Genomic DNA, 26,823 nt, shown 5'->3' with positions numbered 1-26,823 from the left:
TTGGCTTTCACTTCTCATATCTTTTATCCTTTGTTCCCTAAATTTATTAAGCAAAAGCCAGCCAACTCAAAAGGGGTATATATGGAAATTAACTTTAATCAATTAGCTGTGACTGACTATGGCAGTGTGTTGGGGCGTGAGCATTTTATGGATTATAAAATCAAGCCGCTTTGGTCAAATATGCCAGCGATTTATGGGCCTGCTTATACGGTGCAGTTAGCTTCTGGCGATAATTTGATGTTACATGCAGCGATATATGAAGCGCCGAAGGGTAGCATTATCGTGGTGGATGGGGTTGATGATCTTGCTGCTGTGGCAGGTGGTAATGTGTGTGCGGTTGCCAAGGAGCGTGGCATTAAAGGCTTTATTATTGATGGTGTTATTCGTGATCTGGGTGAGATCATCCAGATGCAGTTTCCGGTTTATGCCAGAGGTGTTTTCCCAGTACCAGGTGCTAAATCTGTTTATTTTGAGCCTGCTCAGCCCATTGCTTGTGGTGGCGTTAAGGTAAAAACAGGGGACATGATAGTGGCTGATATTGAGGGTATTGCAGTCTTACCGCAGGATAACTTAAAGGCCGCCTATGACAAGGCGTTTGAAAAAGCAAATAAAGAAGCGCAAATGGGGTTAGCTATATGGCGTGAAAACCATGAGGCAAAAATAAAAGAAGCATTAATACAGGCTAAACAAGCGGGATAAAGCATATTTGGTTTTAGCTTATTTTTCGCTAGTTACTGATAATTATTATTGTTTGAAGTAAAGTACAGCGATTACTAATATATGGACTTATGATATGAATAAAGCGATTCCTATTACTGCCTCTGTCGTTATTCTAGGCGCTCTAATTACACCTAAAGTTGTGGGTACTAAAGTAGAGGAGCAATTAAATGAATCTATTGCTGCAATCAATGAGATACCTGGCTACAAGTTAGAAATTCTTGAGCAAAATATGGGTTGGTTTAGTTCTCAAAGTAAGCTGTCTATTTCTTATGATATTTCTGCAACTAGCCCTGATTACCAAGGCGAGTTACTCATTACAGACCTTGATTTGACTACTTCTCATGGCCCTATTTTGACTGATGATGGTTTCGCATTAGGTTTATTAAATTGGCAAGTGAAGGTTGCTGCTGATGAGCTTAGAGAAGGTGTCGTCTGGCCAGAAGACAAGCCTTTTTATCAGATAAAAGGCCAGAATGACTTTTTATTAAATGGTGTGTACCAAGATGAGATTGTGGCTTTTACGTCTCATGAGGATTCTACAACTAAATTCAGTTTCTCTGGCTACCAAGGCCAAGGTAGCTATAAAGACGAGTTATTTAACTATCAAGGCAATGCTAAAAGCTTTAATGCATCAAGTGATATTGGTGTATTTGATTCGAATGATTTATCCGTTGATATGGAAATGGAAGGCTCTTTTGAAGATGTTTTTAGCTCAGGCTTTTATAACTCTGAATTCAAAATGGCATTAGCCAAGACCGCATTCCGTCATAATTATAAGAATGAAGTGTTAGATATTGATAATGCCTACATTACAAGTAAAACCCTGATTGATGAAGCATCGAGAGCGTTAGATGTGGAGATGGTTTACGGAATAGACACTATCAAAACAAATGATTTTGAAGGATCTGAACTTGAGCTTGGTCTATCGTTGAAGCATTTAAGTGAAGATTTCTTCCTTAAATATCAAGATATGATGAAGCACACAGCCAGCTTTAATGCGGATACTACGCCAATTGAAATGATGGAAATATTGAATGAAAGTTTGTTGCCATTATTGATTGCAGAGCCTGAGTTTAATATTACTCATTTGAAGGGAATAATTCCTGAAGGTTCTTTTAACTCACATCTTAATGCGAGTTTAAAAGGTATTACGGCTTTACCAAATGATTTGAATGACCCTCAATTCTGGTTATCTCACTCCTTGGTAGATGGTCAGATTTATGGTGATAAGGCTGTGGTTGAGCTAGCGGCTAAGATGTTTATGTTGTCGCAATTGGCATCGAACCCACAAACTCAAGGGATGAGCCAAGCACAGCTAGAGCAATTGGCTGAGTCTCAAGTGCCTATGTTGTTACAGACAATTAATATGCAAGGTTTAATTGTGCTTGATAATGAGGGCTATAGCGCAAGTTTAAGCTTGAAAGACAATGTATTTAAGGTAAATAACAACCAAGTTCCTTTACCTTTCTAATCTTTGTTAAGCATGATTTTCTAAATTAATTGAAAAGGCCAATACAGGTAATTTTGTATTGGCCTTTTTTATACAAGTGGAAAGAGCCGCGTTTATAAATCGGGCAGACACCATAGATCAGGCATTTTGCTCAATAAACTGCTTTATCTGCCTTCTTTCCTGTTCTGATAAACAGGCATTAAACTGCAGGTATTTAGAGACAACTTGTTCTCGTAATTTAGTTTGATGATATAAATGTTGCTGCCTTTGCTGACTAATTATGCCTTCTAATCCTTGCTTGATTTGATCATTAATCTGTCTAATGCTTTTCATATCATCTTCCTAAAAAGGTAAGTTGAACCCTAAATGCTATAGGGCCAGTTTTTCCACTTTGTTACGATTAAAGTCTTTAGCAACATGCTTATTTAGCGTTAGTCACGGTCTTTTTTGTGCTTACTAATGAAGTCGATCACCTGTTGCTTCTGCTCTTCATTTAGGCTCGCATGAAAGGCAACAAAGCTAGGTACAACAGATTTGATACTGGCATGTAACAGTTCAATATTAGTATCGGCGAATTGATTCATTTGTTCTTGATCAATGCTGTTAAGACTAATTAAATCTTCAAAATCTGAATGCATCGTTTGCTTGTTGGCTTTTAACGCAAGACTTGCTTCTAATGCATTGTTTTTAAGATCGATTAACAGTGCTTCTTGTGCTTGGTTTAACTCCAACTTGTCACTGACTTTTTCTGCAAACTTATCCGCTCTTTCTTCAGGAGAGCGATTACAGCCTGTTAAGCCAAGAAATAATGAAAGAGTCAGTGATCCTACGAGTAACTTTTTAAGGTGCTTTTTGTTAAAGAGTTTCATGCTTATCTCCTTGGGTTTATATGATTGATTACCATATTAGAGACTTATTTTTTTGAAACTTTTCATGGAGGTATCCAGTTGTATCAATCTGTAACATTCATGCAAATTGACGTATCACTTAGGTTTTTAATCCTATAATCTGAGCGGAATCTCTGTATTAAGGTGGTTTACTGTGAAGATCCTTTTAATCGATGACGATGATTCGTTGGCCGATTTGCTTGAGCAATATCTTGCTCGTTATGACATGCAGCTTGTGAGTGCGGATTGTCCGTCTAAAGGCTATGTGGCACTTGAGAATGACGTGCCTGATGCCATCATTTTAGATGTAATGCTGCCCGAACAAGATGGCTTTGAGGTGTGTAAACAAATACGCAAGCAGAGCGATATTCCTATTATTATGCTAACGGCTCGCGGTGATGTAATGGATAGGGTCATTGGACTGGAGATTGGAGCGGATGATTATCTTGCTAAACCCTTTGAGCCAAGAGAGCTAGTCGCTAGGTTACAAACCATTCTTCGACGAGCGGTTAAACAAACTGATTCACAGTCCAGCAAGGGGAGCAAAAGTTCTGAAGGCTTAATTGAGTTTAAAGGCTTGAGTATTAACCTTGAGCGACAGCAGGTGTGCTTATTTGGTAAGGCTTTAGAGCTAACTACAACTGAATATCGCTTGTTGTTATTAATGGCTAAGTCTCCGCAAACGGTATTTTCTCGAGATGATATTTTGAATCACTTGAAAGGGGTTGAGATCGAACTCTTTTCCCGTTCTGTTGATATTGCTATTAGCCGTTTAAGACAAAAATTTAAACATGCTTCATCTTCTACCAATGAGACAAGCACTGAGTTTATTAAAACCGTGTGGGGTGCGGGTTATTGTTTTGTAGGTGAGGAAATATGATAGTGCTTAATTGGCTTAATCGTATGCCTTTAATGTTGCGGCTGCTGATTAATTTTATAACAACCTGTTTTATTCTACTTTCTTTGATGGTGACGGGAGTTCATTTTATCGCCAATGAAAACAAGGATAATTGGGAAGGCTTTGAAAATATCTTTGCCGACTATGGCCAATTATTAGCAAGTAGAATTGGAACCCCTTCTGACTATGATGTTGCGCAAGATCTTGCAACGAATCTCATGTTCAATATCAGCATTATTGGCCCAAATGAAACTTGGCATAGTGAGCCAAAAAGCAGTAAGCATGATATGGCGAGGCTGATTGAGCTCAAATATGATGAAAGCAGTACGCAAAATGCCAGTGTTGCAAGAACCCGCGGTAATTATTATGTGCGTATTCTAGCGGGAGAAGGTGATAACAAGCGCTTTATCTATATCAGTAAAAGGCGTGAGTTTGTCGACTTTAATATGCCCATCAGCGCCATCCTTGTGTTTTTACTTATTCCTGTAGTGTTGTATTTGAGTTACCGCTTAACGAAAAGTTTGTTTGCACCAATTAAGACATTGCAAGCGGCGAGTTTGGAATATGCCAAAGGTAATTTAACGCATCAAGTGGAGATAAAGCGGGATGATGAACTAGGTAGCCTTACGCAAGTCATGAATAGCATGGCCCAACAGATTGATAAAATGTTGCAGGCTAAACGCCAAATGTTACTGGCAATTAGTCATGAACTAAGAACCCCATTAACGCGAATGAAGCTGGCTACCGAACTCCTTGAGCATGATCCACAGCAATTGAGTCTGCGCCGTGACATTCAGGAAATGGAAAACCTTATCAATGAGATCTTAGAATCAGAACGTTTAAATACAAACCATAAGGTGCTGAATCTAGAAAAAGTCCAGCTAGATGAGTTATTGAATGAGCTCATTTTAGAGCTGAACCTAAATTTTGATGACAGAATCATTTTTGAGACTCATAACATAAAGAGTATGTCTTTGGACCCAGCAAGAATCAGGTTGCTGTTTAGAAATTTGATTATGAATGCCTTACAGCACTCTAAATCTCTTGTTACCGTGAGCTTGAATAAGCTAGATGGTGTAATTCAAGTGAATGTGCAAGACAAGGGAGAGGGCATTGTGCCTGAGCATATTCCGCATCTTACTCAAGCATTCTATCGTGTAGATGATGCTAGACAGAGAAAAACAGGTGGTTATGGTCTTGGGCTTTATCTATGTCATTTGATTGTTCAGGCCCATGCTGGCCAGTTTGATATTGAAAGTGAGTTAGGGCAGGGAACTAAGGTTCTAATTCAGCTTGATTACTCTGAGTAGCCGTATATAAGGGCGTTGATAGCGTTTTAACGCTAAGTAGTAAAACGGAAAAGTAGCGGCTTAACTGCAGCGCTTCTCATTAATTAAAACGCAGTTTCTGCCATTGTTTTTAGCTTGATACAAGGCTTTATCGGCAATGGAGATGAGATGGTTCACATCTTTAATTTCATCTATTTGCATAGTTGCAACGCCTACGCTGACTGTCACCACATCGGCACATTTAGATTGCTTGTGTGGGATTAACGCCTTGCTTGTCTCGTTACAAATTAATTGTGCCAATGACTCGGCATAATGGCTTGGTTTGTTGAGGATTATGATTGCAAATTCTTCACCGCCATAACGACAAGCGTGATCCGAGACACAATCGCTTAATCTTTCTAATATTTGAGCAAAAAACTTAAGACAATTATCCCCTTGCTGGTGGCCATAATAGTCGTTGTAAGGCTTAAAATGGTCCAAATCACACATGAGTAAGCTAATGCTCGTATTAGACTCTTTGTCACTTAGGCTTTGGCTTAGTATCTTGTCAAAGTGGCGGCGATTAAAGATGTTAGTTAGGCTGTCTTTTTCTGCAAGATCATTAACTTTAGCAACATATCTCTGCAATACCTTTAAGGAAGTAAGCATTTTCTTAACTTCCTTTTCTCTACTTTTGGGTATGGATATCTGGGTCTCGCCTTTTGCTAATAACTGCATAGAGCGACTAGTTTCAATGAAAGGGCGAATTATATGTCGACCGACGAATAACCAAACGATTAAAAATACGCTAATTAAACAGACGATAGCCAGGGCGATTAATAGCTTACTCGCAAGGGCGATATCTTGGGTGATTTGCGAGGCATTGGTAACTATCTCACTTTTTAGAAATTTAACACTGTCGTGAGTGATCTTATCGAGTTTGTTTATTTTAAGGACGTGTTGGTCTATGTGGCTGTTTAAAATGCGTTTAAGTCTGATTTGCCTTTTTCTTTGTTGAAAAACTGAGTCAACACTTGCTACATAGGGTTTTACTTGAGTAATCCAAGCAGCGGTGGCTGTTTGTATATTTTGATCTAGTAGATTGTTAAGTTGTTCAATTTCTCTTAAGACAATCAATGACCTATGGGCAAGACGGGAGAGTTCTTGATTATGTTTACTTGATAAGCCTTCTAATAACAGGCTTGTGAGTTTGTTGATTCTGCGCTCTATGTCAGTGAGTAAGTTGAGCTTTCGGCTATTCTCTGCCTGCATGATAACGGCGATTTGCTGTCGCGTAGAGTGGATCTCAAGCCTGTAAAAGGCGAGTATGCTCTCTTGTCGTTTTAGCACATCGTAATGGATAGTCTCGTTTTGCTCTTGGGTGTAATAAAGCTCGCCAATGATACGAGACATGATAGGGATGGCAGTTAACAGCTGTTTAATTGATTCTGGTTTGTAGGTATAGATTTCAGATAAATCAGGATTGAGCGCTTTAGTTGCTTCCAAATCGGTTAATAGCCTGCTCCATTGAAGCTCTATTTCTTCTAAGGCGATAATACGTTGGGATAATCCATCCGCACTCTTAATCCTTTCAAGCTGAAGGCTTAATGTTCTTAGTTTCTCTATGTGGTCTGTGCTTCTTATTAGAGGCTCACCTTGGCTTTGTGACACGCTAAGTAGTTGGGCTTGATAGGCTTTAAACAAATAGACAGCAGCACCAGAGGAGATGATTGAAAAGCTAGCAATCAAGCCAAAGGCTAAAATAAGTTTTGTTCTTAGGGTTAAATGTTTAACGCTAGTCATCCCCAATCCTTACTTGATTAAAAGCGGCAATTTCACCATGTAAGTTTTGCAATTCATAAATTTTAGCTTGTAACTGGTTTAATGCATTTTTTGGTGTAAGTTGTTTGCTTCTAATTAAATAGGCGGTTCTCATAAGTTCTGGGTAAATTTTACCCATGGCAGTACTAGTGAAGTGCCCAAGGCTTAAGATTTGATCACTCCAAGCAAGATTGTCTTTATGGTTTTGTCTAAACGAACCACTGATAGGGTACATTTCAGCAGAGTTAAAGTCGTCTAAAAGGGCGACGTCTAATCGGCATGGATTACCGCCCCCTTTGGCATAGGCAAGTTGGCCTTCAAAAGACGTGATGTATTTAAGTAACCAATAGGCGGCTTCTGGATTTTGGCTATCATAGGCAACGGCTAGGGCGTAAGCACCTGTATAAGGTTTGCCAAGCGGTGAGGAGCTAATACCTATTTTAGCGCCAGGAATATTCTCTTCTACTTGTGCCGAAATTGACCAGAGATTGTTATAGGCAAAGGGCCACATGGCCACTCTGTCATTGGCGAGCGCTTGCGCTGATTCTAAATAAGCGGAGCTTTCATCGGCTGGTGCTGCAAAATCCAATAGGTTTAAATAAGCCTTAGCTGCTTCTATGGCGGTTTGACTATTTGCTTTAACTATAAAGTGATCAATGTCGCCCATGTCATTATATTCAGGGGTGAGCCAGCTTCCGCCTAATCCCCATAATAGGGAGGAAAACTCATCGTTAATATGAGGCTTATTACCTGACATTAGGGTTAGGCCGTAAAAGTCATGCTGTAATATTTTTCCTGCTAAAAACTCGCCTTTATAACGTGTAAAAAAGCGCGCAACATCAATTAAGTTATTTAAGCTTTTGGGTGGCGATAGGGCATAACCATAGCTTTTTTGAAATTCAGCACGCTCTGCTGGGTGTTCAAATAAATCTTGTCGGTAATGGTTACCCATAGTGTAATTATTATAGGGAATAGAGTGTGATTGACCCTTATAAGAGAGTATCTGTAATAGATTAGGGTAAAAAGATGAGAGGTGCTCATCGATGCCATGTAGGCCTGAGTTGTCATACTTTGAAGCAAGCCTGTGCAAGGGTGTTGTCAGACCTCGGGTTGCCCACTCTTTAGACCAGCCCGCTTCCATGGTAAGCAGGTCGTATTTGCCTTTGCCATGCATTAGTGATTTGGTTTGTGTCTCATACATGTCCCCAAGGGACATAGGAATCAGTTTGACAGAAACCCCTGTGTGCTTGGTAAATTTTGGCAGTAGTTCGTTTTTGAGATGTTCAGTCCAAAAGCCATCTTCAGCAACTAGGGTAATCGATTTTTTGTTGCTTATATCTGGAATGTCAGTGAGTTTGAATGGGTGCAAGCCATGGCCTTCTGCCTGTGCGCTAGAATAGAAAACAGCACAATATGCCAAACATATATTAAATAAATAACGATTAAATAAGGTTTTATTTAATATTGTTCCCGCTATGCTAACTAAATTCCTTGTAATCATAAAAGGCCAGCATCTTATCAACCTACTCGGGCTGAGAGTTATGGATTAGGTGTTTATTCAGTTTAGTTCATTAATTTATACTCGCATCAATGTTATTTTATGTAAGTGTTTCCTGTCTACAAAATTTGTTACCAATTAGTAAAAATTTGAAACCTAATCACTTTAGATGGCTTGAAAATGACGGTTTTAGTTGAGTTGATTCGATAAAACAAAACCTTTCCTTAAGCCTTTTGTTGAGCCTGTTAAGTCTCATTTTATAAGGGGGTATTAGTCTAAGCTTTCGATAATTAAGGTTTATTTAAGAAAGCCTAGATAGGATTGATTAGAGTAAATGCTTTATGGTTTTCTCATTAGAGAATGTTAAACTTAGGTTATAAAACTGAGCTTAACTATAAAAATACTTGCAGTTGTTTGATGTATTCTAGTTTTGAGAACAAGTGTTTTGCATATAATAAGTTAGCCAGTGTAAATTTTTTTTAAGGTGTAATGATATTTTATGAAGGGCGTTAAGGTAGCGGTTGAGCAGTTACAGCCAGGTATATATGTGCAACTGCCTTTAAAGTGGTTTCAGCACCCGTTTGTTCTTAATCACTTTAAGATTAAAACAGATGATCAGATTAAGATTATTAAAAGCCTTGGAGTGCGCCATGTTATGGCTGTTCCAAGTAAAAGTGATGCTAAACCTATTCCCATGTCGGAGTTGGTAGAAGATACCCAAGACGAAGCTGAGGTTGAAGAGTTAAAAGACGAGCTTACGCTGATTAAAGAAGAGCGTATGCAAAAACTTAAATCATTTAAATCAGATTTAGGCCGTACTGAAAAATGTTTTCAGAACTCTATGAACCATGTACGTAATATCATGCGAGATATGCGTAACAAACCTGCGCAGTCTGTTGATCAAGCAACTGAATTAATTGATGAAATTACAGACCACCTACTTAATAAGGGTGATGCTGTCTTACATTTGATGAATGAGAGTAAAGAAGATGAAGGTCTTTATTATCATGCGTTAAATGTGTCTGTTCTGGCTATGCTATTGGGTAAGAAAAAGGGTCTAGGCAAGGAAGATTTAACCTTGTTAGGGCTTGCTGGTCTTTTTCATGATGTTGGTAAACTTAAGATACCTGCTCAAATATTGCGAAAAACAGAGCCGTTAAATGCGGCTGAAAGTAATTTTTTAAAACTACATCCTAAATACAGTATTGAATTGCTGGTTACCTCATCTAACTTTGATGATAGGGCGCTTAAACTGATAGAGCAGCACCATGAGTTTTATGATGGTAGCGGCCATCCTTTGGGCTTAGAGGGTAAGGAGCTTGATCCGCTTTCACATATTTTATCTGTGGTAAATAACTACGATAGCTTGTGTCATCCTATTAATATTAAAAATGCGAAAACGCCTTTTGCTGCTTTGGCACATCAATTTAAAGTGGATAAGGCAAAGTACGAAGAAGATTCGCTTAGTCTTTTGGTTAAGTTATTGGGGATTTACCCGCCAGGTACCGTGGTTGAGCTAGATAGCGGCCAATGTGCTTTGGTTATCTCAGTCAATCTGAATAAACTACTTGCACCAAATGTCCTGATTTATGACCCGCATGTTCCTAAAGATGAGGCTGTTATTTTAGATTTGGACGAAAATGAAGATCTTAAGATAGTAAAAGCGATTCACCCTAGCCAGTTATCTGAAGAAGTGTTTTCCTACTTAAATCCAAGAATGCGTGTTAATTATTACTTTGATCACACTGATAAAGCTTAATTGAGTCTCGAATAGGTCGCTATAAAGCGACCTATTCTTTGTTTCTTGTAAATTCCTAAATCTAGCTTCAAATACACGCTGTAATGAGTGCTTTAATCTCTGTTTGGCTTAATACTACTGGGTTATTGCGATTGCTAGATGCCTTCACTAAAGCGTCAAGCTCATCTGTATTCAAACCATATTTGCGAAATTTAGGGATATTAAGCGCTTTTTGCCAAGCAAACAGAGTGTCTACTAATATCTGACAGTAGTCCAATTCTGATAAGTCACCGTCAGATAAGGTACCGCCTAATAGGTCTCTTTCTTGAGCGCAGAGACGACCAATTTTTGCCATCTTAAAAATGGCACTCGTCCTTGCTTGTGAAGAGATTTCAGCACTCTTGTTTGAACTGCTTTCCTTGATCAAAGCATTCAGAGTCGCTTGGTTAGCTTCAGCAATAAGACCTGCACAAGCAACACCATGGGGTATCTCGTAAAACCCTCCCATAGGGCCTGCGATACCATGCACTATACCAAGGCCTGCATTGGCTAAGCAGCTGCCAGATAGCATAGCCGCTAAGGCAAGCTCGCCTCTTACATCAGGATCATCAGCTTTATTTGTGCAGGCTGGAATGAGGTTTTTAATAATAAGTTCAAGCCCTTTTTCAGCGAGTGTGTCTGTAATCAGGCTGCTTTTAGTTGAGAGATAGGCTTCGAGTAATTGTGTAAAGGCATCTAATCCACAGCAAGCCGTCTGAAGAGGAGGACAGGACATAGTTAGGCGTGAATCAAGCCAAATCTCTGTTGGGATTAACTTGTCATGTCGGATGGATTTTTTAAAACCTTTGTTTCCTACCTGACTAAAAACGGCATTTGAGGTCATTTCACTGCCTGTACCAGAGGTTGTTGGTATCGCAATGAAAGGAAGAATCTGATCTGGCAGAGGTAAACCTTTACCGACCCCTTCTAAATAATCTAATAAGCTGTGTTTTGTCATTAACATGGCAGCTAGGGCTTTCCCTGCATCGAGTACTGAACCGCCACCTATCGCAATGACTTTAGTAATCTGAGTTTGATGTTGGGTGTTTTGGAAACGGCGAGTGATGGCATCGATATCACAAGGGCTTGGTTCAGCGCCAATCTGGACAATATGATCCGCTTCTATTTCAATACCAGAGAGCTCGATGAAAAGCTTAAAATAAGAAGAATAGTTACCGCTTTTACCGCCTGTTACCCATAACACAGTGTCTAAATCGCTTAATTCTGTTTTTAAGTTCTGACTAATACCTTCGCCATAGTGAATTTTTGGCCACTGAGCAAATTCAAAACTCTTTAATAAAGCTGTCATGTCTCACCTTTAATTTTCATTAGTGATTGTTTTTGTGTTCTTTTTTAGCGATTTTCTTTCTTTTTTACTTTAATGTTTTCATTTTACAACATTTTTTTGATTCTATCCGAAATAGCGTGTTTAACCAACTTGATAACTGAGCGCTATAAGAAGCGTTAAAAGGTGCGAAGACAATTTGATTAAAGTAAGTGGGTTTTAGGTGAAGAGCTATTAAAGTGTAAGACAATTAGCCAAATAATTAGATTCTTTTCCTCAATTGAACAGATATCGAACTATAATTGTCGACAATTAGCTTTGAGTAGGATTGACATATGCTGAATTTTCTTTAGTATGCTCATTAATCAAACAAATTGTAGACAATGTTATGCCTCTTGATAATCCAACAAAAACCTTAGCAGTCACTACTGCAGACAAAGTCTTTGAGCAGATTCAGCATGCTATTGTTGAGGGCGACATTTTAGCTGGTAGTAAAATCAGTGAGCCTGAGTTAGCTAAACAATATCAAGTAAGCCGCTCTACCTTGCGTGAAGCCTTGAATCGCCTAGAAAAATGCCACCTTGTTGAACGCAAGCCAAATGTAGGCTCTCGTGTTGTTGAGTGCAGCATTAAAGGTTTATTAGAGCTTTATATTACTCGTGAGGCTTTAGAAGGTATGGCCTGTCGTCAAGCCGCTGAAAATATGACGGATGAAGAAATTGTCGACATGAAGGCCATGTTGTCACAACATTCTACCGCGCAGGATTTACAAGATGGTGTCGCTTATTACCAAGAAAAGGGTGATTTAGATTTTCACTATAAAGTGATTTTAGGTAGTCACAACGCTCAACTTATTAATCTTATTTGCGGACAGCTGTATCACCTTGTCCGTATGTATCGTTGCCAATTTGGCATGAATAGCCCAAGGGCGAGCCGTGCTTTTTCTGAACACTCCAGAATTATCGAAGCCATAAGTGATAGAGACGGAGAGCTTGCTGAGCTTCTTATGCGTCGTCACATTGCGGCTTCTCGCAAAAATATCGAAAACAAAATCGCTGAGCAAAATAAGCTCAACCAATAATCAATAGGTAAGGGGACACATATCATGTCGCAAGATTCGTCACAAACAAGGTTATCACCTGGTGCTAAGTTTCGATTAGCCCTTAAAAATAACGCGCCACTGCAAATTGTCGGAACCATCAATGCGTACTGCGCCATGATGGCAGAACAGTTAGGTCATCAAGCAATTTACTTATCTGGTGGCGGCGTGGCGAATGCCTCTTACGGTTTGCCTGATTTGGGTATGACATCACTTAACGATGTCATCGTTGATGTTCAGCGTATTACGTCTGCTTCAAGTCTACCTTTATTAGTGGATATTGATACGGGTTGGGGTGGCGCATTTAACATAGCTAAAACTATTCGTGATATGGAAAAGGCAGGTGCTGCTGCAGTTCATATTGAAGATCAAGTGGCGCAAAAACGTTGTGGTCACAGACCGAATAAAGAAATCGTTTCTGTTGAAGAAATGACTGACAGAATCAAAGCAGCTGTCGATGCTCGTATCGATCCTGATTTTTTCATCATGGCGCGTACTGACTCTTTCGCTCAAGAAGGATTAGAAGCCGCAATTGCAAGAGCAAAAGCTTACGTTGCTGCTGGTGCTGATGGCATTTTCGCTGAAGCGGTGAAGACAGAAGAGCATTACCGAGCATTCTCTGAAGCCTTAGATGTGCCTATTTTGGCTAATATTACTGAATTTGGTCAGACTGAGCTATGGAACAAGAAAGAGCTAGGTGAGTGGGGTGCTGCTATGGTGCTTTATCCTCTTTCTGCTTTTAGAGCCATGAATAAAGCGGCTGAAAATGTTTATCAAACCCTGTTAGCTGACGGCGATCAAAAAGCAGCGATTGATAACATGCAAACCCGCATGGAACTGTATGATTATCTTGGTTACCACGAATATGAGCAAAAGCTTGATCAGCTATTTTCTCAAGGTAAGAACAAATAACTTGATGGTTAAAGAATAACAAAAACGTAAATCAAATTATCAGCATTGTCTTTTGGTAGGTCTGTCTTTATCGAGATGGCCTATAAAGGATTGTCTCAAAGGGCTTTGCTATAGGAAAAGGTGTAATTATGACAGCTAAAAAATTAACAGGTGCGGGACTTCGCGGACAAAGTGCGGGCGAAACAGCCCTTTGCACCGTTGGTAAATCGGGCAGTGGCTTAACCTATTGTGGTTATGATGTGTCAGATCTTGCGGATAACGCTAGCTTTGAAGAAGTCGCCTATTTGCTTTTTAACGGTGAATTACCTAATCGAGCTCAGCTTGATACCTATAAAACTCAGTTAAGAGGAATGCGTGATTTACCTCAGGCGTTAAAAGAAGTCTTACAACGTATTCCGGCTGATGCGCATCCAATGGATGTGATGCGTACCGGTGCTTCATTCTTGGGTAACCTTGAGCCAGAAGTTGATTTTAATGATCAAGACAAAGCGGCGAATCGCCTTCTTGGCGCTTTCCCTGCCATCATGTGTTACTGGTACCGTTTCTCTCATGAGGGTGTCGAGATTGACTGTAATACAGATGAAGATTCTATTGGTGGTCATTTACTTAAACTCATGAGTGGCAAAACCCCTTCTGATCAGCATCGCCGTGTAATGGATGTGTCCTTAATTCTTTATGCTGAGCATGAATTTAATGCGTCTACATTCACCGCGCGTGTTTGTGCCTCTACCTTGTCTGATATGTATTCTTGTGTCACAGGTGCGATTGGTTCATTACGTGGCCCTCTGCACGGTGGTGCCAATGAAGCGGCAATGGATATGATAGAGAAGTTTTCTTCGCCAGAAGATGCCAAGGTGCAAATGGCGGGCATGCTTGAACGTAAAGAGAAAATCATGGGGTTTGGTCATGCGATATATAGCACCTCAGATCCTCGTAATGTCATCATCAAAAAATGGTCTGAGAAGCTGGCTCATGAGAATGGTGATACTTCTTTATACGACATTTCAGTGGCTTGTGAAGAGTTTATGTGGGACACCAAAAAGCTATTTTGTAATGCTGATTTCTTCCATGCATCGGCTTATCATTTTATGGGTATTCCAACAAAGCTCTTTACGCCAATCTTTGTGTGCTCACGTCTAACTGGCTGGGCTGCCCATGTAATGGAGCAAAGAGCGAATAACCGTATTATTCGACCAAGCGCTGACTATACAGGTTCTGAACCTCGTACTGTTAAACCGATTGGCGAACGTTAATTGACTTGGTGAGGCTGAGTATTAAAACTCGGCCTCACCTGATTTGTCCGATCCTTATTTATTGATGCGCAATAAAGCATGTCTAAAAAGCGCTTACTAAAGCTTTTTTTAGAGTGTTTTGTCGCCTTGAATACCGCTTAAACTTTTATTCAGATGGGCGTTTTTATTAACTGTTTGTCTCTTGATACTGCTGGATAGCTATTATGAATACTTTATATCGCAAACCTTTGGCTAGTACAGGCCTAGACTTTTTTGACACCCGAGCAGCGGTGGAAGCTATTAAACCAGGGGCTTATGCAACCTTGCCTTACACTTCAAGAGTGTTAGCAGAAAATCTGGTGCGACGTTGTGAGCCTGAAAACTTAACAGCAGCTCTGACTCAAATTATTGAGCGTAAAAGAGACTTAGATTTTCCTTGGTTCCCAGCTCGTGTTGTTTGTCATGACATTCTTGGACAAACCGCATTAGTTGATTTAGCCGGTCTGCGTGATGCGATTGCTGATCAAGGTGGTGACCCTGCTAAGGTCAATCCAGTTGTACCGACTCAGTTAATCGTTGACCACTCTTTAGCTGTTGAGGCACCTGGCTTTGATAAAGATGCCTTCGAGAAGAATAGGGCAATTGAAGACAGACGTAATGAAGATAGATTCCATTTTATCGAATGGACAAAAACAGCCTTTGAAAATGTTGATGTGATTCCAGCGGGTAATGGCATCATGCACCAGATCAACCTAGAAAAAATGTCTCCAGTGATTCAGGCGAGAGATGGGGTTGCTTTCCCTGATACTTGTGTAGGAACTGATAGTCACACACCCCATGTTGATGCTCTTGGTGTTATCGCTATCGGTGTGGGTGGTTTAGAGGCCGAAACCGTTATGTTAGGCCGTCCTTCTATGATGCGTTTACCTAATATCATTGGGGTGAAATTAGTTGGGAAGCGCCAGCCTGGTATTACGGCTACCGACATTGTTTTGGCAATTACTGAGTTCCTTCGTAACGAAAAGGTTGTGTCCTCTTACTTAGAATTCTTCGGTGAAGGTGCCAGTAAGTTAACCATAGGTGATCGTGCCACTATCTCTAATATGACACCTGAGTTTGGTGCTTCTGCTGGTATGTTCTATATCGATGAACAAACGATTGATTACCTTAAACTTACAGGACGTGAACCAGAGCAAGTAGCTTTAGTCGAAGAATATGCAAAACAAACTGGCCTTTGGGCAGATGATCTTGTTGAAGCTCAATATGAAAGAGTACTTGAGTTTGACCTTTCTAGTGTGTGCCGCAATATGGCTGGTCCATCTAACCCTCATCGTCGTTTACCAACCACAGAATTAGAGTCACGTGGGATTGCAGTAGGGCTTGATGCGGCTAAAGCACAAGAGGCTGATGGGCAAATGCCTGATGGTGCTGTCATTATCGCGGCAATTACGTCTTGTACTAATACTTCAAACCCTCGTAACGTTGTTGCTGCGGCTCTTGTGGCTAAGAAAGCCAATGAGCTTGGCTTGATTCGAAAGCCTTGGGTGAAAACCTCTTTTGCTCCCGGTTCTAAAGTTGCAAAACTGTATCTAGAAGAAGCTGGTTTGCTACCTGAGCTTGAAAAATTAGGTTTTGGTATCGTGGCGTACGCTTGTACGACTTGTAACGGCATGAGTGGTGCACTTGATCCTAAGATTCAACAGGAAGTAATTGACAGAGATTTATATGCAACAGCCGTGTTATCAGGTAACCGAAACTTTGATGGTCGAATCCACCCTTATGCTAAACAGGCTTTCCTTGCCTCTCCGCCTTTGGTTGTGGCTTATGCTATTGCAGGAACAATGCGCTTTGATATTGAAAAAGACATTCTAGGACAAGATCAAGATGGTAATGATATTAGCCTGAAAGATATTTGGCCAAGTGACGAAGAGATAGATGAAATCGTTGCTAAAGCCGTGAAGCCTGAGCAGTTCAAACAAATTTATATTCCTATGTTTGACCTTGGAGCAATTGATAGAGCACCAAGTCCTCTCTATGACTGGCGCCCACAGAGTACCTATATTCGTAGACCACCTTATTGGGAAGGCGCACTTGCTGGTGAGCGAACCATGAAAGGTATGCGTCCATTAGCGGTACTGGGTGACAATATCACCACAGACCACTTGTCTCCTTCTAATGCCATTATGCTTAACAGTGCCGCTGGGGCTTATTTAGACAAAATGGGTTTACCAGAAGAAGACTTTAACTCTTACGCTACTCACCGTGGTGACCACTTAACGGCGCAAAGAGCGACTTTTGCTAACCCTAAACTGCTTAATGAAATGTGCCTTGATGAACAAGGTGAGATTAAGCAGGGTTCATTAGCGCGTATTGAGCCTGAAGGTCAAGAAAGTCGCATGTGGGAAGCGATTGAAACCTATATGGACCGTAAACAACCTTTGATTATTGTTGCTGGCGCAGATTACGGGCAAGGTTCTTCTCGCGACTGGGCAGCTAAAGGTGTTCGTCTGGCTGGTGTTGAGGTGATTGTGGCGGAAGGCTTTGAGCGTATTCATAGAACAAACCTAGTTGGTATGGGTGTATTACCGCTTGAGTTTAAAGCAGGTGAGAATCGCCATACTTACCAAATTGATGGCACAGAAACCTATGATGTTATTGGTGATAGAACGCCAGGTGCGACATTAACTCTGATTATTGAACGTAAAAATGGCGAACGTGTAGAGGTTCCTGTTACGTGTCGTCTTGATACGGCAGAAGAAGTTTCTGTATATGAAGCTGGTGGTGTATTACAGCGTTTCGCACAAGACTTTTTAGCCAATAATGCTTAATTGCACTTTTGTTTAAGTTTATGAGTGGGGCTCGCAGCTTTTCTGCCTATTTTCTTGTGGGTCCCACTCGCCCTTTTTATTGCTTTGATTAAAGCATGCCCAATAGAGGTAACTTGGTATGGCACATTTACCACAAGTTAAAATTCCTGCGACTTATATGCGCGGTGGTACAAGTAAAGGCGTATTTTTTAGTTTAGAAGACTTACCCGAAGCCGCACGTGTTCCGGGTAAAGTGAGGGATGATTTATTGCTTCGTGTGATAGGTAGCCCTGATCCATATGGTAAACAGACGGATGGTATGGGTGGTGCAACCTCAAGCACAAGTAAAACAGTTATCATTTCTAAATCTGACAAAGCCGATCATGATGTGAACTATTTATTTGGCCAAGTAGCGATTGATAAAGCCTTTGTAGATTGGAGTGGTAACTGTGGCAATTTAACGGCTGCGGTTGGGGCTTTTGCGATTTCTAATGGCTTAGTCGATGCGGATAAATTACCTGAAAATGGCTTAGCTACCATTAATATCTGGCAAGCGAATATCGAAAAAACCATTGTTGCTCATGTTCCTATGACCAATGGTGAGGTACAAGAAACTGGTGACTTCGAGCTTGATGGCGTGACTTTCCCTGCGGCGGAAGTCGAAGTGGAATTTGTTGACCCTGCCGACGGTGAGGGAGCCATGTTTCCCACTGGTCAGTTGGTAGATCAGCTTGATGTTGCTGACTATGGGTCATTTCAGGCAACTTTAATCAATGCGGGTATTCCAACCATTTTCTTAAATGCAGTTGAGCTTGGTTATACAGGCACTGAGCTTCAAGATGCAATCAATGGTGATGCAAAAGCATTAGCTAAGTTTGAATCTATTCGTGCGCATGGGGCGCTAAAAATGGGATTGATTCAATCAATTGATGAAGCTGAGCAGCGTCAACATACTCCTAAGGTTGCTTTTGTTGCACCGGCTAAAGATTATCAGGCTTCAAGTGGCTCAAATGTAAGTGCGAAAGATATTGATGTCTGTGTCAGGGCCTTATCTATGGGGAAATTACACCATGCCATGATGGGTACAGCGGCCGTTGCAATTGGAACCGCTGCTGCAATTCCGGGTACCTTAGTTAATCTCGCAGCTGGTGGCAATGAAAGGCAATCTGTGACCTTTGGCCATCCTTCAGGCACATTGCGTGTTGGAGCCAAAGCCAGTGAGACAGAGGGTGAGTGGTCTGTTGATCGTGCGATTATGAGTCGAAGTGCTAGAGTCTTGATGGAAGGTTGGGTTCGTGTTCCTCAGGATGCTTTCTAACTAGGTTTATTACAATATCTCTAAGCAGGTCTATTAAGATAACTTGCTTAAGCATTTTTGGGTTTCCTTGGCATCTTTTGGGCGGCTAAAGATAAAACCTTGAACTGTGTCACAGCCAAGCTCAGTAAGTAATGCTAACTGAGCTTGATCCTCTACTCCTTCTGCAATAATTTCATACCCTAACTTTTGTCCCATCTCTATCATGGAGGAGTATAGGTGTCTGGCTTTAACGTTGGTTAATAGGTCGTTGATGAAGTATTTATCTATTTTCAAAACATCCACATGGAGGTGTTTTAGTGATGCAAATGAAGAGTAACCTGTGCCAAAGTCATCGATTGCTATCAAGACACCAATCTCTTTTAATCGATTGAAAGTGTCTAGATTAGCTCTATTTATTTGTACTGCACTTTCTGTAACTTCTAATTTTAAGCATTTTGCATCTAATTCTGTTGCTTGTAAGGTGTCTTCTATCAAGCTAACAAAGTCTGACTCTAAGAAGTGATTAGGAGAAATGTTGACGGCAATACGGGGTAGGTTAATGCCTTGCTTTTTCCAGATCACCGCTTGTTTCGCAGCTTGTTTTAATACCCAATGAGTTAGAGGTTTAATCATTCCTATACGTTCTGCAATGGGAATAAAGTCATTCGGTGAAACATCGCCTAATAAAGGATGATGCCACCTTGCAAGCGCCTCAACACCAACAACTTCGCGATTCTCAATAGCAACTTGACACTGATAAACCAAAGTTAGTTGTTCGTGCTCAATTGCCTCTCTTAAGTGTTGCTCCATTTTAAATCTATATTCGGCCTTTTGGGTAAGCTCGATTTTATAAAAGGCGTAACCGTTTTTACCTTGCTCTTTTGCTGAGTAGAGAGCAGTGTCTGCGGCTTTTAATAGGCTGGTGAGATTATTGCCATCGATTGGATACCTAGCAATGCCAAGGCTACACGTAGGAATGAATTTTCTGCCGGATAAAATGACAGGTTTGGATATGGTTTTTAAACAAAGTTTGGCTAGTTCAATAACTTGGCTTTTCTTGTCTTTGTTGTCATGGGCAATAATGCAAAACTCATCACCACCTAGGCGTGCAGCTAATTTAATATCGCTTTCTAGATTTGTAAGTCTTGAGGCAATTATCTTGAGTAAATTATCGCCTTCATCATGTCCTAGGCTATCGTTTACTTGCTTAAAGTTATCAAGATCTAAGTAGATAAGATTGAAAGAGCGTTTGTTTCTTTCTGATTCTTTAATCAATTTTTCAAGGCTGATATAGAGTTGGGCGCGACTTGAAAGGCCTGTAAGTTCATCGGTATAAGCTAATTCTTTAATACGTTTTAGATTGTTCTCTCTATCCATGATAATACTAACCAGTCTTACCGCTGAGATAAGATCATCTAGCTCTTCGTCATTAGGTAGGCCGGGGTAGTTATAGTACATACCAAAGGCGCCTAAGATTCTTCCAGAGGCATCTTTTACTGGCTCCGACCAGCAAGATCTGAGTCCATATGGTAAAGCGATGTGCTTCACACTGGCCCATCTAGGGTCTGTAGCAATATCCTCACTTAGAACTCGCTCGCCTGTATAGCTTGCTGTACCGCATGATCCGACATTTGGACCAATCGTTGAGCCATTTATTGCTTCACAATAGGCTTTAGGTAGGCTAGGGGCTCCACCGTAGAGTAGTTTATCCTTTTCTAATATCAGCATGCAGCAGCGCATACCAGGGTGCCTTTCTTCATACATATAAGCGATTTCATCATAAATCTCAGAGGCCGCATTTCCCTTTGCTATCATGGCTAAAATTTTGGTACTTCTTTTGCTGAAGAGTTCGGCTTTTTTTCGTTTAGTTATATCCACATGTGTGCCAATGAGGCGAACAGTAGTTTGTTTCTGCTCATTTATGACTTTAAATGCTCTTGAGCGGATATAAATATAGCTGCCAGTTTTGTGGCGCATGCGCATTTCTACTTCAAATGCGTCTGTCTTATTGGAGAGGTAATTTTGGACTGATTCTAATATAGTTTCTTTTTCTTCTGGGTGCACTAAGCTTGCCCAAGTATCGAGTGAACTACCCAACTCATGCTCTTCATACCCTAGCATGGATTTCCAGCGGGGAGAGTAATAGACTTTGTCAGTGATTAAATCCCAATCCCATAGACCATCACTGGCACCACGCATTGCTAGGGCGAACCTTTCCTCACTCTTAAATAGCTCTTCAGACTGGGCTTTTTTAGTCTGATTTAATAAGGATAACTCCTCTTGTAAACTGGCTATTTCATCAAGCAATTGTGTTTTTGTTTTGTTTTTATCGCTCATATTTAGGTTCCTTGATAACTTATTCTAGCCTAATCAAGAAAACTTGAGGCATTAAGCTTATGTTTAAGGAAGTATTTGTTTTTCTTTTTTATTAGAGTAATAAAAAAGCCGCTTTGAAATAAAGCGGCTTTTCAACTTTAGCAAGAGTTTTTGGATTAGCCTTTGATAGCTAATACCTCTTTACGTTTCTTCAGCATAATAAAGCCAAAGCAAGCAAAATAAAGCAGGATAACGAGTGCACCTACCCATTGGATTTGTAAGAAATCCAGTTTGAATAACATAGTTAGGGCACACAATGCGACTAGGTTACCTAGGATATAAGGCACTTTACCTAGACGTTTGGGTGTGAGTTTTAGATTGTCGCTATATAAACGTATAAGCGAGTCTAGTGAGTTAATCACAAAAGTGATACCAACAATAACCATAGATATGCCAACAAAACCAGAACTGTCTAAGCCATTCTCATGGTAGAAGAAGAGTACGCTAAACCATGTAGCAAGTGGAATAGATGGGAAGATAAGCAAAGCGGCTAGTACTTGCCATGTGCGCAAACCACCGACAAAACGTGATGTAAACTGCCCAATCATGATGCTCCAAGCAAACCACCAGAAAAGATAAAACTCGTGGTAATCATTAATAGGTAGGACAAATTTATGAATATTAACGAAATAGTTACCAATTAGGTTGGCGGCATCAAGCATTTCGTTTGGACCCATAGCAGCAAGTGACCACATGACAGCAATCAGAGCTAGGAAGAGCCAAGTGGAAGCCAAGCTCAAAATTCTAACATACTTGATATCCGTGCTTGAGAAAATAGCTGCAATAATAACGACAAATACTATGACATAAAAGGTAGTCACAATACTGCCTTCTTCGCTTAGCTCTGGTAGGTACCAAGGTAGGTTAGATAATAGAAGGTAAGCTGTGAAGGCACAGGTTCCAATAATGACAATGTTATTGATTAGCTTCACAAAAGGAATTTCAAAAAAGCCAACCTTTGGTTCAATCACGCAAAAGTAGAAGCTAGTTAAAAAGTAGAAGCCCCAAATAAGAAAGCCCCAATAGGCAAATTCGATTGCGAGTGGGTTACTAAAGGCATATTCAGGGCTAGCTGTATGATCTGCATAACCTGCGAACTCAGTAAGCGGGAACATGATAAGCCCAACATCTAGACCAGATGTGAACAAAATCGCGATAAAGGTAAAGGTTTTGACTGGGGTGACCCCAACACATTTCAAATTACCCCAACGATAGAGACAAAATACGATTGCGAGCAGAGTAAAAATAATACCTGCACTCAATAAGGTGTTCATAAACACTCCTAGCAGTTAAGAAACTTGGTTACTCAGTGCTTACACTAATCAAGAAGAAAATGACTTCATCCTAAGCAACTGATTGAATTTTATTTGTTTTTTTATTGAATGGTTGTTTAATTAAATGATCATTTAATATAAAAATCGCACTGACTAAATTTAAAGTCAATAAAGAGATGGGCGATATGGCTCATACGTCGTTTTCAGTGAGTGTGAAGGGGGGATTCAGTATAGTTTCCCCAAAAAGGGCGTAATGATATAGCAAGAGGGTTTATTAGCAAGTACAGAAGTGAACGTGATTATAGTTAAACTTACACTAGGAAATTTTTTGTTTCCTTGCTTATATTAGTAATAGTAGATTTAACGTATTTCTCCTATCATCTTGCTTATAGAAGCTGAGAATGAACCTTTCTGCCTCAGAATGTGATAAAAGCTTCTAGATTCCTTAACAGTGATATGCTGTTTTAAAACTAATTGGTTTATATATTTTATCGGGTTTCTCAATTTTAGGCTGAAATTATGATGCGTTCTTTTGTGGTTTTTATTGCTTTGGTGTTTTGTGTGAGTTCGGCGGTTGCCTTTGATCTTAAGTCAGCTAAAAAGGGGTTAGATAAAGTCAAAGAACTTGATCTTGATGGTGATAATCAGATTAATCTTCATGAGTTTAAAAAAGCGGGTGGTAAAGAGAAGTACTTCAAAAAAGCGGATTCAGACAAAGATGGTTTTATCAGCATTAAGGATGCAAAAAAACAATTAAAACGTTTGTACTAACTTGTAAGTCTCAAAGGTAAAAACCTTTGTAAATCAGGTTTTTACCTTCTTAACTTTTTGAGCTAGTACCTAGCTAATATTAGAAATGCTATCATCTTAAACCCATGAGGTTAGCCATGACTATGTCTTCTTGGTGTCTTATCTCATGTGCCATTTTATGGGCTATATCTTGGTCTGACTGACAGCATGAAAGCTTAATAGGATCACATTCAGTTTTTGTCATATTGACAACTTCTACCAGTAACTCCTCTATGTGTTTAGTGAGCTCAGCTTGATTCATGTCCTTTTCAAACTCTGCCATTAGATTTGTTGCAGTTTTCTTCGCAAGTAATTTAATCGACATTTCATCCTCCTTAAAATTTTTAACAAAATGATAATTTGGGTATAGACCTCTTCTCATTATAGTCAAAGATTTTCATCTTATAGAAAGTGATATTCGAACCAGTATTAGTTATTGATGGTAAAAAGAAGAAAAACTGGTTAGATAAAGAAGGTTAATTCTACTTAAGTCTAGTTATTTTATAGATTAAATTAGCTGTTTTAAGCGTAGCCGCAAAAGGGGAGTGAGCATCCATGGAAGCTCACTCCTTTGTAAAAAATAGGCTCTGATTACACTTTTACACGCACTATATCTAAAAAGCCATAGGGCTTGGTGGTGTGTCCATTTGATCCTGTGAGGTAGCTTTTTTCCAAGTCATGGGGGCGAAAGAGGTTAAGCAGTTTAAGGTTAAAACGTTTGAGATAGGCACTGATTTCGTTTTCCTTAATACCATTAACAACAGGTTCTCCCATACGTTTTAAGGATGCTTTAAATTCTTCACTACCACGATAAGTTTTGTTTTCTAAAATTTCGTGATAGGCATAGTCAAAAATTAATTCTGAGCCAGTTTTAAACTGAGTAATGACTTCAACAACATTATCAAATGCATCTGGTGAAATAAAATACGAAACACCGTCAATAATAAATAGGGTTTTGACATCAGTTTTAATGCCTTGATCTTGCAGCCACTGGCTTGTGAATTCATCTTTTCCATCTTCAAAATTTGCAGCGCAATAGACTAGGTTATCAAGGTTTAATTGGCGCTTATCGATAAGTGCCTTTTTCCTCTCTAGTATCTCTGGGTGATCAATTTCGAAAATACGAGTTCTCGTTAGGTGCTCTTTATAGCGATATGCTCGAGTATCATAGCCTGCACCTAAAAACACGAGTTGTTGAATATTGCCTTGTGATAACGATTCTTCTAACAGATCGTCGATGGCGCGAGATTTTGCGACTATATAGGGAAAGCCGCCAGGGATTTTTTTTGCGTAGATGGATTTTAATATCTTTCTCACAGGTGAGAGGTTTAACGCAAATTTAAAGGGTCGAGGTAAAAAGAGTTCAGCTAAATAATCTCCTGCTTGAAGTTTCTTATCAGTTTCTTTATTGCCAATTGTTCTAACTAGGGCCATCACTTCTGCTGATGACATTTTTGAAAATTTAGACATGCCTGAGTTCCTCTCTTATTAATCAATGGAGACAGTCTAAATTTTGAGTCTTAAGTGAATATTAAATTTTTGTCCAGTGAATTACCTGACACTTTATTGACTTAAGTTTGCATATCTCTATCTCCTACATTTAATACTTTGAATAACTAAAAAAGCTTGTATAGATTGATAAATGACACGTCATGTTCTTACTTTAGGTGATGAGGATAGGGATTAGATCAACGCATGTTTGTGTTTGAGAAAGGATAGGTAAACTTCAATGAAGAAACTATTTGAGTTAGATAATCGATTTAATAGGGCGGTAGTAATTTTATTTTACAGTTTGGTGTTTAATGCAAATGCCAATACTGAGCCTATGCCAGAGCAAGAAGAACTTGCAGGAGAGCTTAAAAAGCAGAGCCCTATAAGCTTAATTCAACGTAAGGATGTGAATGGGGTGACTTGTGTACAATGCCATGGATTAACTGGCCATCCTGCCATTTCTGAAACAAGCTTAAAGCAAGTACCTAACTTAGCCGGTCAGGATATGAGTTACCTTTATGATCAGCTCATTAATTTTAAATCTGGCTATCGAGTTACCAATGAAATGAAAGGCTCTCTCAATCAGTATACAGATGATGAGTTGCAATCTATTGCGCATTATTATGCCGGTCAATCTATTGGAACATCTCAAGCGATTGATGTGAGTTTGGACCCCCTAAGACATACTCAAAAAGAAGATGATGCATGGGCTAAGCTAGGCGCAATTTTATATTTAAAAGGGGATGAAAAACGAGGGATAGAGGCCTGTCAAAACTGCCATGGGGTTTATGGTGAAGGTCGAATTATTGGTTTAGATAAAGCGCCTAAATTAACAGGGCAACATGCTAGGTATGTTCGTATGACCCTAGAAAGCTATAGCAAGGGTAAGCGTACGACGGACAATTTATTTGATAATCCTATGCAAATGATTAGTCAAAAACTGAATGAAAAAGATAGGCGACATTTAGGTGCTTATATTCAGAAGCTTAAACTTCCTGAGTCTCATACTAATTAACTAATCTTTCTTGATACATAAAAAAAACGCCCATTAAATAATGGGCGTTCAGATTAGTGACAAACCCCAGTTAAAATCTGGGGTTTGTTATTTTGAAACCTTTTCTCTCTATTTAAATTATTTCCCTTTTAATGTACTTACTTGCCTTTCTATTACGCTTATAAAACGCAAAATGATGCCGTCATGGTCATTATCAAGTCTTTTCTCTTTCTAGCCCGTTAGCATGGCTATTTTCTTTATGTTTTGCGCTGCGGCTGTCATTAATGCTTGAGCTTGGACCTTAGGCTGACCCCTGAAGCGTGCATAACGATAACCATGCAGCTCTTTTGCATCGGCAAAACTGCGTTCTACTGTTTCTTTTCGTCGTTTATAAATTCTCTTACCGCGTTCACTCAGACGTTTTAAATTCGCTCTCTCTTTGCTGTCTTGCCAGAGATGACGTGTGATTGTTTTGACATATTTCGCGTTCTTCGTACACTGCTTCAGCGTTGGGCATGCGACACATTCCGCCGAGTTAGATTGATAATGGCGATACCCTTCTCTTGTCGTTGTTTTATAGATAAGAGATTGGCCCTGTGGGCATTGATAGGTATTCGTGTCAGGATCGTATTGATAATCCTTTTTATAGAACATGCCTGCTTTATGATTTAAGCGGCGATAAGCGATCGCAGGGAAGATCCCTTTATCTTCCAGCTGCTTGCATAGCGCTGCTGTGTTATAGCCTGCATCGAGTCCAACGGCTTGCACATCAAAACCAAACCGATCCTCCTGTCGTTTTAATCTTGCCATATAAGGGCGCGCATCATGTACATTTCCCGATGTAACATGCACATCCGTGATGATGTTGACTTTACTATCAACAGTACGGTGATCGAGATAGAAAAAGCCTTTAGGTTTTTGATCTCGCACCATGTAGCCACTATCAGG

At 39.9% G+C, this 26,823-nt stretch carries 22 protein-coding genes; 12 read left to right on the top strand and 10 right to left on the bottom strand.

Translation table 11 applies throughout. The annotated features are described in order from the left end of the window. Positions 1 to 81 precede the first annotated feature (81 nt). Together OA91_RS23210 and OA91_RS23205 are read left to right on the top strand one after the other, a co-directional pair. Positions 82 to 699, top strand: a complete 618-nt coding sequence (locus OA91_RS23210) for an RraA family protein (RefSeq protein WP_063336937.1) — start codon at positions 82 to 84, stop codon at positions 697 to 699. A 94-nt stretch (positions 700 to 793) separates the two neighbouring features. Next, entirely contained in the window at positions 794 to 2,191 is a 1,398-nt protein-coding gene (locus OA91_RS23205) for a YdgA family protein (protein WP_063336938.1), read from the top strand. Positions 2,192 to 2,308: 117 nt separating this feature from the next. On the opposite strand, the gene OA91_RS23200 is transcribed toward OA91_RS23205, so the two are convergent. Both OA91_RS23200 and OA91_RS23195 read right to left on the bottom strand, forming a co-directional pair. Next, positions 2,309 to 2,503, bottom strand: a complete 195-nt coding sequence (locus tag OA91_RS23200; RefSeq protein ID WP_046017128.1) for a hypothetical protein — start codon at positions 2,501 to 2,503, stop codon at positions 2,309 to 2,311. A gap of 98 nt (positions 2,504 to 2,601) precedes the next feature. After that, entirely contained in the window at positions 2,602 to 3,039 is a 438-nt protein-coding gene (locus OA91_RS23195; RefSeq protein ID WP_063336939.1) for a Spy/CpxP family protein refolding chaperone, read from the bottom strand. Positions 3,040 to 3,211: 172 nt separating this feature from the next. Between OA91_RS23195 and OA91_RS23190 the strand changes: the two genes are divergently transcribed. Together OA91_RS23190 and OA91_RS23185 are read left to right on the top strand one after the other, a co-directional pair. Further along, the gene (locus tag OA91_RS23190) at positions 3,212 to 3,937 is read left to right on the top strand and encodes a response regulator transcription factor (RefSeq protein ID WP_063336940.1); all 726 of its coding nucleotides are present in this window, start codon (positions 3,212 to 3,214) and stop codon (positions 3,935 to 3,937) included. Further along, a complete protein-coding gene (locus tag OA91_RS23185; RefSeq protein WP_063336941.1) occupies positions 3,934 to 5,265 on the top strand; it encodes a sensor histidine kinase in 1,332 nt (443 codons plus the stop codon). The genes OA91_RS23190 and OA91_RS23185 overlap by 4 nt, the downstream gene beginning before the upstream one ends. A 60-nt stretch (positions 5,266 to 5,325) precedes the next feature. Here the strand turns inward: OA91_RS23185 and OA91_RS23180 are convergent, their stop codons facing one another. Together OA91_RS23180 and OA91_RS23175 are read right to left on the bottom strand one after the other, a co-directional pair. Continuing rightward, positions 5,326 to 7,026 carry a diguanylate cyclase gene (locus OA91_RS23180; protein ID WP_063336942.1) on the bottom strand — a complete coding sequence of 567 codons (1,701 nt, stop codon included), beginning with the start codon at positions 7,024 to 7,026 and terminating at the stop codon, positions 5,326 to 5,328. After that, positions 7,019 to 8,545, bottom strand: coding sequence for an extracellular solute-binding protein (locus tag OA91_RS23175; RefSeq protein WP_082828096.1), 1,527 nt, complete (start codon positions 8,543 to 8,545; stop codon positions 7,019 to 7,021). The genes OA91_RS23180 and OA91_RS23175 overlap by 8 nt, the downstream gene beginning before the upstream one ends. Before the next feature lie 496 nt (positions 8,546 to 9,041). On the opposite strand from OA91_RS23175, the gene OA91_RS23170 reads away from it, so the two are divergent. Next, on the top strand, positions 9,042 to 10,301 hold the full coding sequence (locus tag OA91_RS23170; RefSeq protein ID WP_063336943.1) for an HD-GYP domain-containing protein: 1,260 nt from the start codon (positions 9,042 to 9,044) through the stop codon (positions 10,299 to 10,301). 67 nt (positions 10,302 to 10,368) lie between these two features. On the opposite strand, the gene OA91_RS23165 is transcribed toward OA91_RS23170, so the two are convergent. Further along, on the bottom strand, positions 10,369 to 11,628 hold the full coding sequence (locus tag OA91_RS23165; protein ID WP_063336944.1) for an iron-containing alcohol dehydrogenase: 1,260 nt from the start codon (positions 11,626 to 11,628) through the stop codon (positions 10,369 to 10,371). Positions 11,629 to 11,992: 364 nt separating this feature from the next. On the opposite strand from OA91_RS23165, the gene OA91_RS23160 reads away from it, so the two are divergent. The 5 genes from OA91_RS23160 to prpF all read left to right on the top strand — a co-directional run bounded on the left by OA91_RS23160 (position 11,993) and on the right by prpF (position 18,972). Then, positions 11,993 to 12,685: a GntR family transcriptional regulator gene (locus OA91_RS23160; RefSeq protein WP_063336945.1), complete on the top strand. Its 693-nt coding sequence runs from the start codon at positions 11,993 to 11,995 to the stop codon at positions 12,683 to 12,685. A 24-nt stretch (positions 12,686 to 12,709) separates the two neighbouring features. Then, the gene (gene prpB / locus OA91_RS23155; RefSeq protein WP_063336946.1) at positions 12,710 to 13,615 is read left to right on the top strand and encodes a methylisocitrate lyase; all 906 of its coding nucleotides are present in this window, start codon (positions 12,710 to 12,712) and stop codon (positions 13,613 to 13,615) included. Between the two features lie 128 nt (positions 13,616 to 13,743). Then, the gene (prpC, locus tag OA91_RS23150; RefSeq protein ID WP_063336947.1) at positions 13,744 to 14,868 is read left to right on the top strand and encodes a bifunctional 2-methylcitrate synthase/citrate synthase; all 1,125 of its coding nucleotides are present in this window, start codon (positions 13,744 to 13,746) and stop codon (positions 14,866 to 14,868) included. A 203-nt stretch (positions 14,869 to 15,071) separates the two neighbouring features. Beyond that, positions 15,072 to 17,675: a Fe/S-dependent 2-methylisocitrate dehydratase AcnD gene (gene acnD, locus OA91_RS23145; protein WP_063336948.1), complete on the top strand. Its 2,604-nt coding sequence runs from the start codon at positions 15,072 to 15,074 to the stop codon at positions 17,673 to 17,675. Between the two features lie 118 nt (positions 17,676 to 17,793). After that, positions 17,794 to 18,972, top strand: coding sequence for a 2-methylaconitate cis-trans isomerase PrpF (gene prpF / locus OA91_RS23140; RefSeq protein ID WP_063336949.1), 1,179 nt, complete (start codon positions 17,794 to 17,796; stop codon positions 18,970 to 18,972). A 33-nt stretch (positions 18,973 to 19,005) separates the two neighbouring features. Here the strand turns inward: prpF and OA91_RS23135 are convergent, their stop codons facing one another. Next, positions 19,006 to 21,288, bottom strand: coding sequence for a bifunctional diguanylate cyclase/phosphodiesterase (locus OA91_RS23135; RefSeq protein ID WP_063336950.1), 2,283 nt, complete (start codon positions 21,286 to 21,288; stop codon positions 19,006 to 19,008). Positions 21,289 to 21,443: 155 nt separating this feature from the next. Continuing rightward, the gene (locus OA91_RS23130; RefSeq protein WP_063336951.1) at positions 21,444 to 22,601 is read right to left on the bottom strand and encodes a BCCT family transporter; all 1,158 of its coding nucleotides are present in this window, start codon (positions 22,599 to 22,601) and stop codon (positions 21,444 to 21,446) included. 519 nt (positions 22,602 to 23,120) lie between these two features. Here OA91_RS23130 and OA91_RS23125 point away from each other — a divergent pair. Beyond that, positions 23,121 to 23,372, top strand: a complete 252-nt coding sequence (locus tag OA91_RS23125; RefSeq protein ID WP_063336952.1) for a hypothetical protein — start codon at positions 23,121 to 23,123, stop codon at positions 23,370 to 23,372. A gap of 91 nt (positions 23,373 to 23,463) precedes the next feature. Here the strand turns inward: OA91_RS23125 and OA91_RS23120 are convergent, their stop codons facing one another. Beyond that, complete coding sequence (locus OA91_RS23120) at positions 23,464 to 23,715, bottom strand: hypothetical protein (RefSeq protein WP_063336953.1); 252 nt, start codon at positions 23,713 to 23,715, stop codon at positions 23,464 to 23,466. 266 nt (positions 23,716 to 23,981) lie between these two features. Then, entirely contained in the window at positions 23,982 to 24,860 is an 879-nt protein-coding gene (locus tag OA91_RS23115; protein WP_063336954.1) for a class I SAM-dependent methyltransferase, read from the bottom strand. A gap of 259 nt (positions 24,861 to 25,119) precedes the next feature. Between OA91_RS23115 and OA91_RS23110 the strand changes: the two genes are divergently transcribed. Next, the gene (locus OA91_RS23110) at positions 25,120 to 25,896 is read left to right on the top strand and encodes a c-type cytochrome (protein WP_063336955.1); all 777 of its coding nucleotides are present in this window, start codon (positions 25,120 to 25,122) and stop codon (positions 25,894 to 25,896) included. A 210-nt stretch (positions 25,897 to 26,106) separates the two neighbouring features. Here OA91_RS23110 and OA91_RS23105 read toward each other — a convergent pair. After that, positions 26,107 to 26,823 (bottom strand): transposase (locus OA91_RS23105; RefSeq protein WP_157203881.1); only part of this gene is annotated, 717 nt, incomplete at its 5' end.

Origin of the sequence: Marinomonas sp. SBI8L, from assembly GCF_001624705.1 — a bacterium.
Taxonomy (GTDB): domain Bacteria; phylum Pseudomonadota; class Gammaproteobacteria; order Pseudomonadales; family Marinomonadaceae; genus Marinomonas.
Note: the sequence above shows the minus strand (reverse complement) of the source record. Positions and strands in the feature narration are given on the sequence as shown.